This is a genomic window from Streptomyces sp. NPDC048436, from assembly GCF_043200355.1.
Lineage (GTDB): Bacteria > Actinomycetota > Actinomycetes > Streptomycetales > Streptomycetaceae > Streptomyces.
The window spans coordinates 390509-405099 of sequence record NZ_JBICXP010000007.1; the positions used below are offsets into that span (position 1 = coordinate 390509).

14 protein-coding genes are annotated in these 14591 nt (G+C 70.6%); 7 read left to right on the forward strand and 7 right to left on the reverse strand.

What is annotated here, in order from left to right; translation table 11 throughout:
* Positions 1 to 1197 carry an acyl-CoA dehydrogenase family protein gene (locus tag ACGFX9_RS25570; protein ID WP_393476333.1) on the reverse strand — a complete coding sequence of 399 codons (1197 nt, stop codon included), beginning with the start codon at positions 1195 to 1197 and terminating at the stop codon, positions 1 to 3.
* Positions 1197 to 2402 (reverse strand): amidohydrolase family protein, encoded by a 1206-nt coding sequence (locus ACGFX9_RS25575; protein ID WP_393476336.1) that lies wholly within the window; start codon positions 2400 to 2402, stop codon positions 1197 to 1199. The genes ACGFX9_RS25570 and ACGFX9_RS25575 overlap by 1 nt, the downstream gene beginning before the upstream one ends.
* A 192-nt stretch (positions 2403 to 2594) precedes the next feature.
* On the opposite strand from ACGFX9_RS25575, the gene ACGFX9_RS25580 reads away from it, so the two are divergent.
* Positions 2595 to 4169, forward strand: a complete 1575-nt coding sequence (locus ACGFX9_RS25580) for an AMP-binding protein (RefSeq protein ID WP_393476338.1) — start codon at positions 2595 to 2597, stop codon at positions 4167 to 4169.
* 35 nt (positions 4170 to 4204) lie between these two features.
* On the opposite strand, the gene ACGFX9_RS25585 is transcribed toward ACGFX9_RS25580, so the two are convergent.
* Positions 4205 to 4894 carry a GntR family transcriptional regulator gene (locus tag ACGFX9_RS25585; RefSeq protein ID WP_393476341.1) on the reverse strand — a complete coding sequence of 230 codons (690 nt, stop codon included), beginning with the start codon at positions 4892 to 4894 and terminating at the stop codon, positions 4205 to 4207.
* 133 nt (positions 4895 to 5027) lie between these two features.
* On the opposite strand from ACGFX9_RS25585, the gene ACGFX9_RS25590 reads away from it, so the two are divergent.
* Positions 5028 to 5882, forward strand: coding sequence for a hypothetical protein (locus ACGFX9_RS25590; protein WP_393476343.1), 855 nt, complete (start codon positions 5028 to 5030; stop codon positions 5880 to 5882).
* A 45-nt stretch (positions 5883 to 5927) separates the two neighbouring features.
* On the opposite strand, the gene ACGFX9_RS25595 is transcribed toward ACGFX9_RS25590, so the two are convergent.
* A complete protein-coding gene (locus ACGFX9_RS25595) occupies positions 5928 to 6440 on the reverse strand; it encodes an EF-hand domain-containing protein (RefSeq protein ID WP_393476346.1) in 513 nt (170 codons plus the stop codon).
* 423 nt (positions 6441 to 6863) lie between these two features.
* On the opposite strand from ACGFX9_RS25595, the gene ACGFX9_RS25600 reads away from it, so the two are divergent.
* The 3 genes from ACGFX9_RS25600 to ACGFX9_RS25610 all read left to right on the forward strand — a co-directional run bounded on the left by ACGFX9_RS25600 (position 6864) and on the right by ACGFX9_RS25610 (position 10391).
* A complete protein-coding gene (locus ACGFX9_RS25600; protein ID WP_393476348.1) occupies positions 6864 to 7313 on the forward strand; it encodes a hypothetical protein in 450 nt (149 codons plus the stop codon).
* Positions 7314 to 7428: 115 nt separating this feature from the next.
* Positions 7429 to 8124: an ABC transporter ATP-binding protein gene (locus ACGFX9_RS25605; protein WP_393476350.1), complete on the forward strand. Its 696-nt coding sequence runs from the start codon at positions 7429 to 7431 to the stop codon at positions 8122 to 8124.
* Positions 8121 to 10391: an ABC transporter permease gene (locus ACGFX9_RS25610; RefSeq protein ID WP_393476352.1), complete on the forward strand. Its 2271-nt coding sequence runs from the start codon at positions 8121 to 8123 to the stop codon at positions 10389 to 10391. The genes ACGFX9_RS25605 and ACGFX9_RS25610 overlap by 4 nt, the downstream gene beginning before the upstream one ends.
* A 55-nt stretch (positions 10392 to 10446) precedes the next feature.
* Here ACGFX9_RS25610 and ACGFX9_RS25615 read toward each other — a convergent pair whose 3' ends face one another.
* Positions 10447 to 10821 (reverse strand): STAS domain-containing protein, encoded by a 375-nt coding sequence (locus ACGFX9_RS25615; protein WP_393476355.1) that lies wholly within the window; start codon positions 10819 to 10821, stop codon positions 10447 to 10449.
* 259 nt (positions 10822 to 11080) lie between these two features.
* Between ACGFX9_RS25615 and ACGFX9_RS25620 the strand changes: the two genes are divergently transcribed.
* Together ACGFX9_RS25620 and ACGFX9_RS25625 are read left to right on the forward strand one after the other, a co-directional pair.
* Positions 11081 to 11683, forward strand: coding sequence for a sigma-70 family RNA polymerase sigma factor (locus ACGFX9_RS25620; RefSeq protein WP_393476358.1), 603 nt, complete (start codon positions 11081 to 11083; stop codon positions 11681 to 11683).
* Positions 11680 to 12981, forward strand: coding sequence for a zf-HC2 domain-containing protein (locus ACGFX9_RS25625; protein WP_393476361.1), 1302 nt, complete (start codon positions 11680 to 11682; stop codon positions 12979 to 12981). Before ACGFX9_RS25620 ends, ACGFX9_RS25625 begins: the two co-directional genes overlap by 4 nt.
* Before the next feature lie 25 nt (positions 12982 to 13006).
* Here the strand turns inward: ACGFX9_RS25625 and purU are convergent, their stop codons facing one another.
* On the reverse strand, positions 13007 to 13879 hold the full coding sequence (gene purU, locus ACGFX9_RS25630; protein WP_393476364.1) for a formyltetrahydrofolate deformylase: 873 nt from the start codon (positions 13877 to 13879) through the stop codon (positions 13007 to 13009).
* A 105-nt stretch (positions 13880 to 13984) separates the two neighbouring features.
* A complete protein-coding gene (locus ACGFX9_RS25635; protein ID WP_393476367.1) occupies positions 13985 to 14488 on the reverse strand; it encodes a hypothetical protein in 504 nt (167 codons plus the stop codon).
* Positions 14489 to 14591 lie beyond the last annotated feature (103 nt).

The following is a 14591-nucleotide window of genomic DNA, read 5'->3' on the forward strand; positions in this document are numbered from 1 at the left end:
TCACCGCCCCTTCGGCAGGCCGAGTATCCGCTCGGCCACGATGTTCTGCTGGATCTGCGAGGTCCCGGCGGCGATCGTGTACGAGAGGGAGGAGAGCCGGTCCAGGGTCCACTCGTGGCCCAGGTCGAGCGCGCCGGCCCCGAGGACCTCGCCCGCGGCCTCGTACAGCTCCTGCCGGGCGTGCGAGTACCGCAGCTTGAAGACGGAGCCGCCGATCCCCGGCACCGCGATCCCGGGCACCCCACCCCCCGGCACCCCGCTCCCCGCCCGCTGCGACTCGCTCACGTTCCACTGCGTGAGCCGCCACAGCGCCCCGAACTCCGCGCTGAGCCTGCCGAGCCTGCGGCGAAGGACCGCGTCGTCCCAGCGGCCGTTCTTGCGGGCCTCGCGGGCCAGCTCGCCGAGGACCCGGCGGCAGGCGACGACCTCCCCCACGAAGGCCGTCCCCCGCTCGTAGGACAGCGTCACCATGGTCACGCGCCAGCCGTCGTTCTCCGCCCCGACCCGGTTCGCGACCGGGACGCGCACCTCGTCGAGGAAGACCTCCGCGAACTCGGTGGACCCGGCGAGCGTGCGCAGCGGGCGGACGGTGATCCCGGGGGCGTCCATCGGCATCGCGAGCCAGGAGATGCCCCGGTGTTTGGGCACGTCCTCGCTCACCGGTGTCGTACGCACGAGGAGTTCGCACCAGTCGGCGACCTCTGCGTGCGAGGTCCAGATCTTGGACCCGCTCACTACGTAGTCGTCGCCGTCCCTCCACGCGCGCGTGCGCAGTGACGCGAGGTCCGATCCGGCGTCCGGTTCGCTGAATCCCTGGCACCACACCTCGTCGCCGCGCAGGACCGGCGGCAGCCACCGGGCCCGCTGTTCTGGCGTCCCTTCGGAGGCGATGGTCGGGCCCGCGTGCAGCAGCCCCACGAAACCCGCCCCTACGTAGGGCGCGCCCGCCTTCTCCGTCTCCTCCAGGAAGATGAGGTGCTGGGTGGGGGTGGCTCCACGGCCGCCCGCGTCGACGGGCCAGTGCAGTCCCGCGTACCCGGCGTCGTACAGCCTGCGCTGCCACCCCATGTCGTACGCGCGGCGCCCCGGCCAGTCGAGCGGGTCGGGGCGCGGCGGCAGTTCGGGGAGGGTCCGGGCGAGCCACTCGCGCAGCCCCGCCCGGAAGGCTTCCTCCTCCTGTGTGTAGGTGAGGTCCACTAGCCGACCCGGCCCCGGTCGAGGTCGAGGCCCAGCATGCGGATGGCGTTGCCGCGCATCAGCTTGTAGATCGTCTCGTCGTCGAGGCCCTTCACGTGGTCGAGTGCGACTTCCTTGGTGTTGGGGAAGGTCGAGTCGACGTGCGGATAGTCGGTCTCGAAGGTGGCGTTGTCGCGGCCGACGACGTCCAGTGAGGCGACCCCGTGCTTGTCGCGGAAGAAGCAGCAGAACATCTGCCGGTAGTAGTACGTCGACGGGGGCTCGGGGATCAGGTCGCGGACGCCGCCCCAGGCGCGGTGCTCCTCCCAGACGTCGTCGGCGCGTTCGAGGGCGTACGGGATCCAGCCCATCTGGCCCTCGCTGTAGGCGAGTTTGAGCGTCGGGAACTTCACCAGGACCCCGCTGAAGAGGAAGTCCATCATCGAGGCCATCGCGTTGTTGAAGGAGAGCGCGGCCTGGACGGCGGGCGGGGCGTCCGGTGAGGCGGCGGGCATCTGGGAGCTCGACCCGATGTGCATGTTGACGACCGTGCCGGTCTCCTGGCAGATCGCGAAGAACGGGTCCCAGTAGCCGGAGTGGATGGACGGAAGGCCCAGGTAGGTGGGGATCTCGGAGAAGGTGACCGCGCGGACGCCCCGCGCCGCGTTGCGCTTGATCTCCGCGACGGCGAGCTCGATGTCCCACAGCGGAATGATGCAGAGCGGGATGAGCCGTCCTCCGCTGTCGCCGCACCACTCCTCCACCATCCAGTCGTTGTAGGCGCGTACGCAGGCGAGGGCGACCTCCTTGTCGTGCGCCTCGGCGAAGGTCTGGCCGCAGAAGCGGGGGAAGGTGGGGAAGCAGAGGGACGCCTCGACGTGGTTCAGGTCCATGTCCTTGAGGCGTTCGACCGGATCCCAGCAGCCGCGCCGCATCTCGGCGCGCGTGATGCCCTCCAGCGTCATGTCGTCGCGGTCGAAGCCGACGGCCGCGATGTTGCGCTTGTACGGGAACTTGAGGTCCTCGTAGATCCACCAGTCGGTGGGAGGGCCGTCCGGGTCCATCGTGATCTGGTACTTGCCCGCCACGTAGGCGAGTTCGCCGATACCGGCCGTGAGGGGCCTCGGTCCGCGGTCGCGGTACTTGGCGGGCAGCCAGGTGTCGAAGAGGTGCGCGGGCTCGATCACGTGGTCGTCGACGCTGACGATCCGGGGAAGCTCGGTCATGGTGTCCTGCCTTTCAAGGCGCCTCCGGTCATCTCTCCGGCCACTCCCGGCGATCTGATGACCCGTCAGAAAGCAGGCTAGCCCCGCACCTCTGGACCGACAAGGCGGTGAGGCTTACGCTCTCGGCACGATCTGACTGGCCGTCAGTTCACGTCCTGCCATTCAGTTCACGTCCTGCCATGAGGGGATCGCATGAGGACCTCGGAGAACGAGACCGCCCACGCGCTCGGCGCGTCCCGCACCCTCTGGGAGCTCATCGAGCGCCGCGCCGCGCTCACACCCGACGCACCGGTCCTCATCCAGGCCGCCGCCGACCCCGCCGACGACCGGACGCTGACCTTCGGCGAGCTGCGCGACCGCTGCGAGCGGGTGGCGGCCGGGCTCTACGAGATGGGCGTACGCCCCGGCACCGTGGTGGCCTGGCAGCTGCCCACCCGCATCGAGACCGCCCTGCTCTCCTTCGCGCTCGCCCGCATCGGCGCGGTCCAGTCGCCGGTCATCCCCTTCTACCGGGACCGCGAAGTCGGCTTCGCGCTAAGGGAGTCGGAGGCGGAGTTCTTCGCCGTGCCCGGGGTGTGGCGGGGCTTCGACCACACGGAGATGGCGGGGCGCGTTGGTGCGCGGAACGTCTTCAAGGCGTACGCGTACGAGGATCTGCCGGACGCCGATCCATCCACCCTGCCCCCGCCGCCATCCGACGGCACATCCGTACGCTGGATCTACTGGACATCGGGCACGACGTCCGACCCCAAGGGCGTACTGCACACGGACCGTTCACTGATAGCGGGCGGCTCGTGCCTCGCTCACGCACTGCACCTCTCGGCGGACGACATCGGCTCGATGGCGTTCCCCTTCGCGCACATCGCGGGCCCCGACTACACCGTGATGCTGCTCCTGTACGGCTTCCCCGCGGTCATGTTCGAGCAGTTCGCGCTGCCGGACGCCCTTGACGGCTACCGGCGGCACGGCGTGACGGTGGCGGGCGGGTCGACCGCGTTCTACTCGATGTTCCTCGCCGAGCAGCGCAAGCTTCCGCCGGGCGAGAAGGTCATCCCCACCCTGCGCCTCCTCGCGGGCGGCGGGGCGCCGAAGCCGCCGGAGATCTATCACGCCGTCGTACGCGAGATGGGGTGCCAGCTCACCCACGGGTACGGCATGACCGAGGTGCCGATGATCACCATGGGCGCACCGGACGACACCGCAGAGAACCTCGCGACGACGGAGGGACTTCCGCCTCAGGGCATGGAGATCCGGGTCACGGATGCCGAGGGCAAGGAGGTGCCCGCCGGGGTCGACGGTGAGGTGCGGCTGCGCGGGGAGGCGGTCTGCCAGGGGTACCTCGACCCCGAGCAGAGCGCGGGGGTCTTCGATGCGGACGGCTTCCTGATCACCGGCGACCTGGGCCACGTACGGCCGAGCGGGCATCTGGTCCTGACCGGGCGGGCCAAGGACATCATCATCCGCAAGGGCGAGAACATCTCCGCCAAGGAGATCGAGGATCTGCTCCACCGGCATCCCGCCGTGGGGGACGCGGCCGTCATCGGTCTCCCGGACCCCGAACGGGGCGAGCGGGTCTGCGCGGTGATCGAACAGTCACCGGGCGCGTCGACGCTCACTCTGGGGTCCGTGACCGCGTATCTGCGCGGGGAAGGGCTCTCCACGTACAAGCTGCCGGAGCAACTGGAGCTGGTGGAGGCCCTGCCCCGCAACGAGACGCTGCGCAAGGTGCTCAAGTACAAGCTGCGTGAGCGGTTCACGCAGGACTAGTGCCGCATCGGACTTCGAGTCCTTGGTGGCGGCCGTCAACCAAGCGGGCGAAGGTCGGTCAGAGCGGCCGCGGTCAAGGTGAGGTGCTGAAGCAGGACCGCGGCCGCGGTGTCGGCGTCGCGGGCCAACGCGGCCTCCTCCAGCCTGCGGTGTTCCATCGCACCGTCCCGGTCGGGGTTGCGGTGCGCCGACCAGCGGCGGGCCAGCTCGCTCGCGGTCCACAACCGGTCGAAGGTCTCCAGCAGGGCTGGGTTTTCGCATCCCTCCAGGAGCGTGCGGTGGAAGGCTCTGTGGGCCTCGGCCCAAGCGGCGGTGTAGTGCTCGCCCTCCTCCGGCGCGTACGCCGGAGTGCGAACCAGTCGATGGTGGGCGGCCCGAACGCGGACCTCCCAGTCGACGTCGCCGCGCTCGATCGACATGCGCAGTACGACAGGTTCGATGGTCCGGCGGGCCTCCCCGATCTCCTGCCAGCGGCGGTCGGAGAAGGACGGGACCGCGAATCCGCGGTTGGGCAGCCGGTCGGCGAGCCCCTCGCCGACCAGCCGCACGAGCGCCTCGCGTGTGACGGCCAGGCTTACGCCCTGCGCCTTGGCGAGGTCCTGCGGTTTGAGGGCAGCACCAGGGGCGTACTCCCCGCGCATGATCGCGTCCCGCAGGTGTGCGTAGACCTGCTCGGAAAGCATCTGCTTCCCGGAGGGAGCCGAGGTGTGGGGGGTGCCAGTCATGGAGTCAGCGTAAACGACCCCCTCGATAATCGATTATTGCTGCTATGGTCGATTCATGGCCGCGCGGTGCTGACTGCCACCGCCGAAACCGCCGCCTGACAGGCGCCCCCGACTCCAGGAAGAAGTAACCGCGATGCACCTTGACGACCTTGACCTGAACGCCGTCCGCGACGTCAGCCGCGCCATCAGCGCCGCCCACCTGTTCATCTACTTCGCCCCCGAGAGCGCTGAGGAAGCGGGCGCACTCGGCGTGACCGACCGCGGAGTGGCGTACCTGGCCTTCCGGTCGGCCGCGATGGGCGCGGTTCCGTGGCAGGTCACGCTGGCGGCCTTCTACAACTTCAGCCCGCGGGCGGTGCGGGCCATGGCGGGTGTGTGGGACACCGCGCCGCCCGAGCGGTGGCAGGCCGCGCGATTCCTGGCCGCCGAGCGGGCGATGCGGCGCGTCGGCGCACGCCTCACGGACGGCCAACTCACCGAGGCCCGCTCGTTGATAGACCAGGTCGTCGCCGGTGCCGACTACGCCGGCAAGGTGCTGGCCGCCGCGAACGCCTCGGTCGCGCTTCCGTCCGATCCCCTCGTCGCGCTGTGGCAGCAGATCGCGGTGGCGCGCGAATGGCGCGGCGACGCGCATCTCGTCGTGCTCGCGGACAACGGCCTCGGGCCGTGCGACTGCCTCGTTCTGCACACCGCGACGGGCATCCTCCCGACGGCTCTCGCGCGGGCCACCCGCCAGTGGGACGACGAGGAGTGGAGCGCGGCGACGGCCCGTCTCGCCACACGCGGCTGGGTCGACTCCAACGCCATGATCACCGACGCGGGCAGCGCGGCCCGCGAGCGGATCGAGGTGGAAACGGACGAGCACTGCGCCGCACTCTGGGCGCCGATCGGCAACGAGGGTGCCCGCCGCTTCGCCTCGCTCATCGCGCCGATCACCGACGCGTTCACGGCGGCGGGGACGCTCCAGGCCGTTGGTTCGGCTCAGTAGCGCTCCAGCTCACCGAAGCACTAACTCGCTCACTAACTCACTCGCTCACTCAGGAACGGTGAAGTACGCGGCGAACGCCGCCACGATCTCCTGCTCCGTCACGCGCCCGTCCCCGTCCGTGTCCAGCGAGGCCCCCGCCGCGCCCGCGACGCCGGCCTCGGCGCCGAGTGCCTTCAGCGCGCGCTCGACCTCCTGGGGGCTGACCGCGCCGTCCCCGTCACCGTCCGCCACGGCGATCATCGCGTCCAGGAACGGCCGCGCGATCTCGGCGAACCGGGCCGGGTTGTCCCGCAGGCGCTTGACGGCACCGCCCACGAACTCCGGCTTGGTGATCCGCTGGTCACCGTCACGGTCGGCGATCCCCGCCATGCCCTGCCAGAAGGCCTCGGCCCCGATGTAGAGGGCCTGGCCCTTCTCGGAGCGTGCCGTGGCGCCGAACTCTGTGAGCAGGGCGGCGGCCGCCGTGCTGAAGTCCTCACGGGAGATGTAGCCGTTGCCGTCCTGGTCAAAGGTGGCGAACCGGGCCGCGATCTTACGCTCGTACTCGGCACTGTCCATGGTGTTCGGGCCGCCTCACTTCTGCGGTTGGGTACGTGTGCACAGGGTCTTCCCTGGCTGTCCTGGCAGCGAGCGTACGTCTTCGGCGGGCACCCGGAGGCGCGAAGCCGGCGCTTGTGCCAAGACCGGGACAAGAGAGGTTGTACCAGGGGCCCACCCTTGGTGATCTTTTGGGGCCCGCTTGACCTTCTGTCACATGCCGTCGATGTGCGCGCTCCCACGCGATCACGCTCCGTGGTCCAAACCTCCCGCGCCCCATGTCTCGACCAAAGATCATTTACGTACGCACAAAGCGAACGCATGGTGAGGGCCGCCGGACGGTCCATGCGCGGGGAATCCCAACGGACGCTGTCGTACAGGGGTGTTACGTTCCTGCCTCCCCTGATCACAAAGGGGATGACCATCAAAAACGGGAGAACACAAATGAATCGGAAGCTGGCCGTCGGTCTGCTCTCGGCAGGGCTCTTTCTGACGGGCGCGGGGACCGCTTTCGCCACCGCGGGGGCGGGGAACGGGGACGTCGAGGCGACGGCCTCGTGGCACAAGATCCCGACGCTGTCGAGCAGCGGCGTCAAGTTCAAGAACGGCTACTACAAGTTCGAGGCGCCGGGCGTCAACCACGGTGCCTTTCACTGGAAGGGCGACCTCCAGGACACGTCGGCCGGTGACGGCAACAATGTCTACATGCAGGTGAAGGTCGAGGGTTATGACTGGAACCGCTTCAACGGCAAGCAGAAGCACACCGTTCACAAGGACAAGCTCGTGTACGACGGCGCCGCCCGCTACACCAGCGACGCCTGGATACGCGCCTGCCGCGACCGGGGTTCCTTCCACCCGGACAACTGCTCGGTGACCAAGAAGTACACGCGCTAGTCACCACCCGCAGAACCCGGCAGCCCCGACCAGCTGCCACGCATGACCGGCGGCCCTGACCAGCCGCCACCGGTGCACGCCGGGCCCGGGCCCCCGCCCCGGGCCCTTCGCCTTCTTGGGGGAAGCGATCAGTACGTCAGAAGTCCTCAGCGCCACGGGAGTCGACCTCTCCTACGGCAGCACGCCCGCCGTCCGCGGCGCCCATCTGAGCCTGGCCCGCGGCGAGATCGCGGCGATCACCGGGGCCAGCGGCTCCGGCAAGTCATCGCTCCTCTACTGCCTCGCCGGTGTGCTGCCGGCCGCGCGCGGTGAGGTGCGGTTCGAGGGCACGGCGTACGGCTCACTCGACGACGAGGGCATCAGCGCGCTGCGCCGCGAACGCTTCGGCTTCGTCTTCCAGTACGGCGAGCTGCTCCCCGAGCTGACCATCGAGGAGAACACCGCCCTGCCGCTGCGCCTGGCCGGACAGCGCAAGCGGCCCGCGCTCAAGGCGGCAGCCGAGGTCCTGGACCGTCTCGGGATCGCCGACCTGCGCGAGCGGCGGCCCTCCCAGGTGTCCGGCGGGCAGAGCCAGCGCGTCGCCGTGGCGCGGGCGCTCGTACACCGGCCCGCCGTGGTCTTCGCCGACGAGCCGACCGGCTCCCTCGACAGCGCCAACGCCTCCACCGTGCTCAAGGAGTTCCTCGGCCTCGCACGCTCGCAGGGCACCTCCGTCCTGCTCGTCACGCACGACGCCACGGTCGCCGCCCAGGCCGACCGCAACTACTCGATGGCCGACGGCATCCTCACCGCGAAGGGCGCCTCGGTATGAGGGAGTTCCTGCTCGGCCTGCGGCTGCTCTTCGGCTCCGGACGCGGCAGCCGCGTCCGCTTCCTGCTCATGACCCTCGGCGGCTCGCTGGGCGTGTGCTGCCTCGCGCTCGTCCTGACCATCCCGGCGATCCTCGACGCGCACGACGGGCGGGCCGCCGACCGCGACCCCCGCGTCCACACCGGCCGGCAGTCCGCGGGGGCGACCCTCGTGGTCGAGCGCTCCGACCCGTACGGCTCCAAACCCTTCAGCCGGGTCTTCATCGCCCCCGGCAAGGACGGCACGGCCATCGCACCGCCGCCCGGCCTCGACGAACTCCCCGCCGCCGGCGAGGTGTTCGTCTCTCCCGCCCTGCACGACCAGCTCCGCGGCGAACCCGGCCTCAAGGGTCTCCTGCCCGGCAAGGAGAAGGGCCTGATCGGCCCGGCGGGACTGACCGACCCGAACGAGCTCTACGCCTACGTCGGGACCACCAGGGCCGAACTCGGCGACGACGCACGCGCGTTGAAGAGCTTCGGCTCCGAGCATCCGCCCACCACCGCCGTCGAGAAGTCCACCCTCGACATCTTGCGCTTCACCCTCGCCGTCCTCGTGCTGCTGCCGCTGGCCGTCTTCCTCTCGGTCTGCGCCAAACTCTCCGCCGCCAGCCGCAACCGCCGCCTCGCCGCCCTGCGCCTGCTCGGCCTCAGCGCCAAGGGCACCCAGCGCGTGAACGCCGCGGAGACCGTCGTCGCGGCCTTCCTGGGCGCGGTCCTCGGCCTCGCCGAGTTCTGGCTCCTCAACCAGATCATGGCGAGGACCGGACTCCCCGGCCTGAAGTGGTACCCCGCCGACGGCGCGCTCTCCCTGCCCACCATCGCCGTATGCCTGATCGGCTGCACCGCCCTGAGCTGGTTCGTGGGCCGGGCCGGCGCCCGCGCGGCGGCCACCAACCCGCTCTCCACCCGGCGCACGGCGGCTCCCCGCGCACCCCGCGTCTGGGGCGGCCTGCTGCTGGTCACCGGGCTCGGCATCGTCATCGGCTACTGCGCGACCGGGTTCACCGACCACCCCGCGCAGAGCACCGGCGCCAACTCACTCCTGGTACCCGCCGGGGTACTGCTCACCGGCCTCGGCCTGGTGACCGTCATGCCGCTGCTCTCGTACGCGATCGCCACCCGGCTCGCCCGCTCCGGGAACCTCGCCCTGAGCCTCGCCATGCGGCGCAACGAAGTCGAGCCGGGCAGCGCGATGCGGGTGGTCACCGGGCTCGTCCTGCTCGTGTTCTCGGCCTCGCTCGCCCAGGGCGTCCTGGTCGAGGAGCGGCAGATCACGCGCTCCGACTCACCGGTGCAGGAGTACGGGCTGCCGCTCTCCCAGCTCGACGCGGGCCGGCAGCACCGGCTGCGTGACCTGCCCGGCGTCCACGGGGACGCGCTCCTGCTCGAACCCCGCATCGACCCGGAGAAGGAGGGCGGCGACTGGCAGGCGCCGGCCCTGGTCGCCACCTGCGCCCAACTCGCCGAGCTGGTGCGGCACTCAGCGGGCTGCGAGGAGGGCAAGGTGCTGCGGCTCCAGGACCCCAAGGCCTCCGAGTCGCCCGTCAAGACATCGACGTACGTGATGAAGCGGGGCGACAAGCGCACCTCGCTGAAGATCCAGGTGCCCGAGGAGACCGTCCTCTTCGACGGCTACGAGGTCACCGACCTGCCGAGCCCCGGCCTCCTCATACCGCCCGACAGGATTCCGAAGCACGCGGCGCCCGCCGCCGCCACACTGATCCTCGCCACAAGCTCGGACCCCGGCGCCGTACGCGACACCCTCGACCGCATCGGCGCCGTCGCGCCCACCGTGGCCGTCGACCCGGTCGGCATCAACATCGACGGCCTCCAGCAGATCACCGTCATCGAGACCCTGCTGGCCCTCGGCATGGTGATGGGCCTGGTCATCGGTGTCGCGGCCTTCCTGGTCTCCGTCACCGACCGCGCCGTGGAGCGCCGCCCCCAGGTCACGGCGCTCTCCCTGATCGGCGCGCGCGCCCGCACCCTGCGCCTGGTGCAGTGCACGCAGGTCGTGCTGCCGCTGGCCGTGGGCCTGGTGCTCGCGCTGCTCGCGGGGAAGCTGGCGGAGTCCGCCTATCTGGTCACCGGCGGCGGCGAGGTCTTCTGGGACGGAGCGGGCGTTCCGCTCCTGGTGGCCGCCATGACCGGGGTGCTCGTCCTCGCGGTCGTGGGGACGCTGCCGCTGGTGGGGCGGCGCATCGACCCGGAGCTGATCCGGCGGGACTGAGGCGGGACTGAGTCAGCGGATACGTGCGGGGGGCGGCGTCACACGGAGAGCGGCGTCAAGCGGAAAGCGGTAGCGCCTCGTCGTCCACCGCCGCCGTCACGTCCGGGTAGACATCGAACAGGCGGCGTACGCCGAGGGCGGCGAGGACGCGGTTCACGTGGGAGCCGTCCTCCGCGCCCTTGGCGGGCAGTATCAGGCGCAGGTGACCCTGGCAGGAGCGGAACAGGCGGCGGGCCGCTATCAATACGCTGACGCCGCTGGAGTCGCAGAAGAGGACGTCGGAGAGGTCGAGGACGAGGCTGTGGCGGCCGTCGGCGACCGCGTCGTGCACGCGCTGGCGCACTACTGGCGAGGAAACCATGTCCATCTCGCCGGACACCCTCAGCACGGCCCAGCCGTCCTGCTCGTCCACCGCCACTCGTAGCGTCACTCGCACGCCTCTCGCTCGCTGATTCCGCTCGCTCGTGCCCGGCCCGATCCGGAAGCCGTCCCTACGCTTTCCTTCGTCGCGACTGCCCCGCCTCCCCACCATGAAACACCAGGAACACCGGTCTCTATCATCCGAGGCCGGGTGCGGGCGTACTTTGCGGTAAAGGGAGTGCGTTGTCGGTGGTGGCGACTACATTCGATGGAAGGTTTCGAACGAGACGACGAGACGTAGTTGTCGGTACGGGCTCAGAGGGGGCCGCATGGCGAAGGACGCGCCGCGTCGCTGGGACCGCCGCATGCAACAGCGCCTGGCGCACGGCGAGGCCGCCGCGCTCGGGGAGCTGTACGACCGCTTCGCCTCGCTGGTGCACGGCCTCGCCCATCGCGTGCTCGGCGACGAGGACGCCGCCGACCGGATCACCCGCGAGGTCTTCGCCCACGTCTGGGAGAACCCTGACGCCTACGACCCCAAGCAGGGCCCGCTGCGGTCCTGGGTCGCCACGCTCACCCACCAGCGGGCCGTCCGGCGCCTGCGCCAGACCGAGTCCGCCGCGCTGGCCCGTGGCGGCGAGGGCACCACGGAGGACCTGGAGCGCAAGGTGCGCCGCGCGTCCGCCGCCGCCCGCGCGGACTACATCGTCACGGCCATGCCCGCCCCGCTGCGCGCCGCGCTCGAACTCGCCTACTTCCAGCGCCGTGACTACCGCCAGACGGCGGCCGACCTCGGCGTGACGGAGGACGAGGCCCGCCGCCGCCTCCGCCTGGGCCTCCAGCTGCTCTCCACCGCCAACGACACGGCCGCCGCCCCGACGGAACCCCACTCCTCATCCGGGCCGCCCCCCGGTTACGGGAGAGCGCTGTGAACGGGCCTGATCCGCAGGAGCCGTACGAGAACGGTGGCGGGGGCAGCAGCTCCGGGGACGGCAGCGGCGACGGGCAGCAGGACGCCCCTCGCCCGGCCCGCATACCGCTGCCGCGCACCTCCATAGAGGACACCGGAAATCCCTTGCCCGATCCTCCGCTCGCCCTCGACCACCGCGTCCTGAAGTCCCTCCTCGGCGCCTGGGCGCTCGCCGCCTGCTCCGCCGAGGAAGCCGTCGCCGTCGAGGAGCACCTCGGCCACTGCGGGCCCTGCGCGGACGAGGCGCTGCGGCTGCGCGACGCGGTGGGCCTGCTGCATCGGGAGGAGAGCCTCGACCTCGACCCGGGCCTGCGCAACCGCGTCATCGAGAGCTGCCTCGGCCGGCGCCCGCCCCGCATCCCGGTGCCCGAGTGGGCCGTTCCGTACGACGCAGAGACCGCACGCCTCGACGCTCTCCTGCGGGACATCGGCGACGCGGAGTGGCACGCCCCGGTGCGGCTGCGGTGGTTCGACGAGGACAGCCCGGCAAGCCGCAAGACGACGGTGGCCGGGGTCATCGCCCATCTCCTGGCCGTCGACGGCCTGGTCGCGCTCGCCCTCGGCCTCGACGACCCGCTGGACAGGCCCGCGCTCTCACCTGCCGACCCGGGCGGTCGCACCGAGGCGTACTGGCGTGCCTCGTACTTCCCGCCCACCCGCGCGGTGCGCGGCCCCTGGCGCGAGCAGACCCACGAACTGATCCGCACGGTCTCCTTCACGAGCGGCGGCGCGGGAGCAGGGTCCGGCGGCCTCGCCGTTCCGTACAGCGGCCCGGACGACGAGGGCCGCCGCGTCGAACTGCCGCTGCGGGACTCGATGCTCGACCGCGCCTTCGAGTGCTGGATCCACGCCGGTGACATCGCGGAGGCGGTGGACTATCCGTACGACCCGCCGTCCCCGCGCCATCTGCACCGCATGATCGATCTCGCCGCCCGGCTGCTCCCCGGCACGCTCGCCGAGCGCCGCCGCGCGGGGCTCGCCGCCCCGTCGCACGGCCTGGTGGCGGCGGGCGCTCCCGGCAGGAGCCTGCGCCTTGAGGTCGAGGGCATGGGCGGCGGCGAGTGGTTCATCCCGCTCGACTCGCCCGGCGCCGAGGCGTCGGCGGACCGTGAGGTGGCCCATATCGCCCTGGACGGCGTCGAGTTCTGCCGCCTGGCCGCGGGCCACGTGTCTCCGGAGGAGGCTGCGGCGGGGCAGGACGGGGACCGCCAGGCGATCAGGGATGTGCTGTTCGCGGCGGCTTCGCTGAGCCGGATGTAATACCCGCAACCGACCCGCAGAGGGACTACGCGAAGACGACCGTGCGGCGGCCGTTCAGCAGGATCCGCCGCTCCGCATGCCACTTCACGGCCCGCGCAAGCGCCTGGCACTCCACGTCACGGCCGATCGCGACCAGCTGGTTCGGCGTGACGTCGTGCCCGACGCGCTCGACCTCCTGCTCGATGATCGGCCCCTCGTCGAGGTCCGCCGTCACATAGTGCGCGGTAGCGCCGATCAGCTTCACACCGCGCGCGTGCGCCTGGTGGTACGGCTTCGCGCCCTTGAAGCTCGGCAGGAAGGAGTGGTGGATGTTGATGATCCGGCCGCTGAGCTGCTTGCAGAGGTCGTCCGAGAGGACCTGCATATAGCGGGCGAGGACGACGAGCTCGACGTTCTCCGCGCGCACCAACTCCAGGAGCTCGGCCTCGGCCTGCGCCTTGTTCTCCTTGTTCACCGGGATGTGGCGGAAGGGGATGTCGTACGAGGCGACCAGCTCGGCGAAGTCCGTGTGGTTGGAGACGACCGCCGCGATCTCGACCGGCAGCGCGCCGATACGCGAGCGGAACAGCAGGTCGTTCAGGCAGTGCCCGAACTTCGACACGAGCAGGACGACCCGCATCTTGTCGTCGGCGCGGTTCAGCTGCCAGTCCATGTGGAAGGAGTCACCGATCGCCGCGAAGCTCGCCCGCAGCTTCTCCACCGACACCGGCGGCTCCGCCGAGAAGTGGACGCGCATGAAGAAGAGTCCGGTGTCGTGGTCGCCGAACTGCTGACTGTCCTCGATGTTGCAGCCGGTCATGAAGAGGTAACTCGACACGGCGTGCACGATGCCCTGCTTGTCCGGGCAGGAGAGGGTGAGGACGTACTGCTCAGCGGGGGCGGGGACCTTCTCATTCATGCGCCCAAGGTTCCCACAGCCACGGCACCCCACGGGACCACGGTCCGTGCCCCGAAGGGGCGCGGGGAACGGCGCGACAAGCCACGACGCACCCGCGGGAAGTACCTAGCCCGGCGACCGAGTCAGAATCCGCAGCACCTCAAGCGTTCGGGGGGCCTCGTCGGGGCTTTCCCCGTCGCTCACGGCGAGCCGCACATGCGCCTCCCGTGCGGCGTGAACCGCCTCCGGCCACCCGGGGTGGTCGAGATAGGCGGAGACCAACGCGTCGGGCCCGACCTCGTGCATGATCCGCAGCACCCGCAGGACCGCCGCGTCGACGAGGGCCGCCTCCTCCTCGTCACGGAAGATCGTCCCGACGTACTTCTCGGCGGACCAGTTGTCGAGCCACGTGTCCTCGACCAGCCGGTACACGGCGTCGGTCACGTCCCCGTACTCCTCGCGCCCGGCGAGCCAGCACTCACGCTGGAACCCCGGGTCGGAGAGCATGTGAAGCGCCGAGCGCACATTGCTGCGCCAGCGCCACCACGGCATGTCATTCGTCGGCATGCCGCCCATGGTGCTTGAGCGACGGCCACGACGGGAAGAGTTCTCCGAACCTTGCACGGTCATCGATCGTACGTTCCCCCATCGCGCGGCTGAATCGCACCCTGCCATTCACCTTCTTGTCACCATGCGTTGAGAGTGCGTCACTCCTTGGTTGGTCACGCGGCGG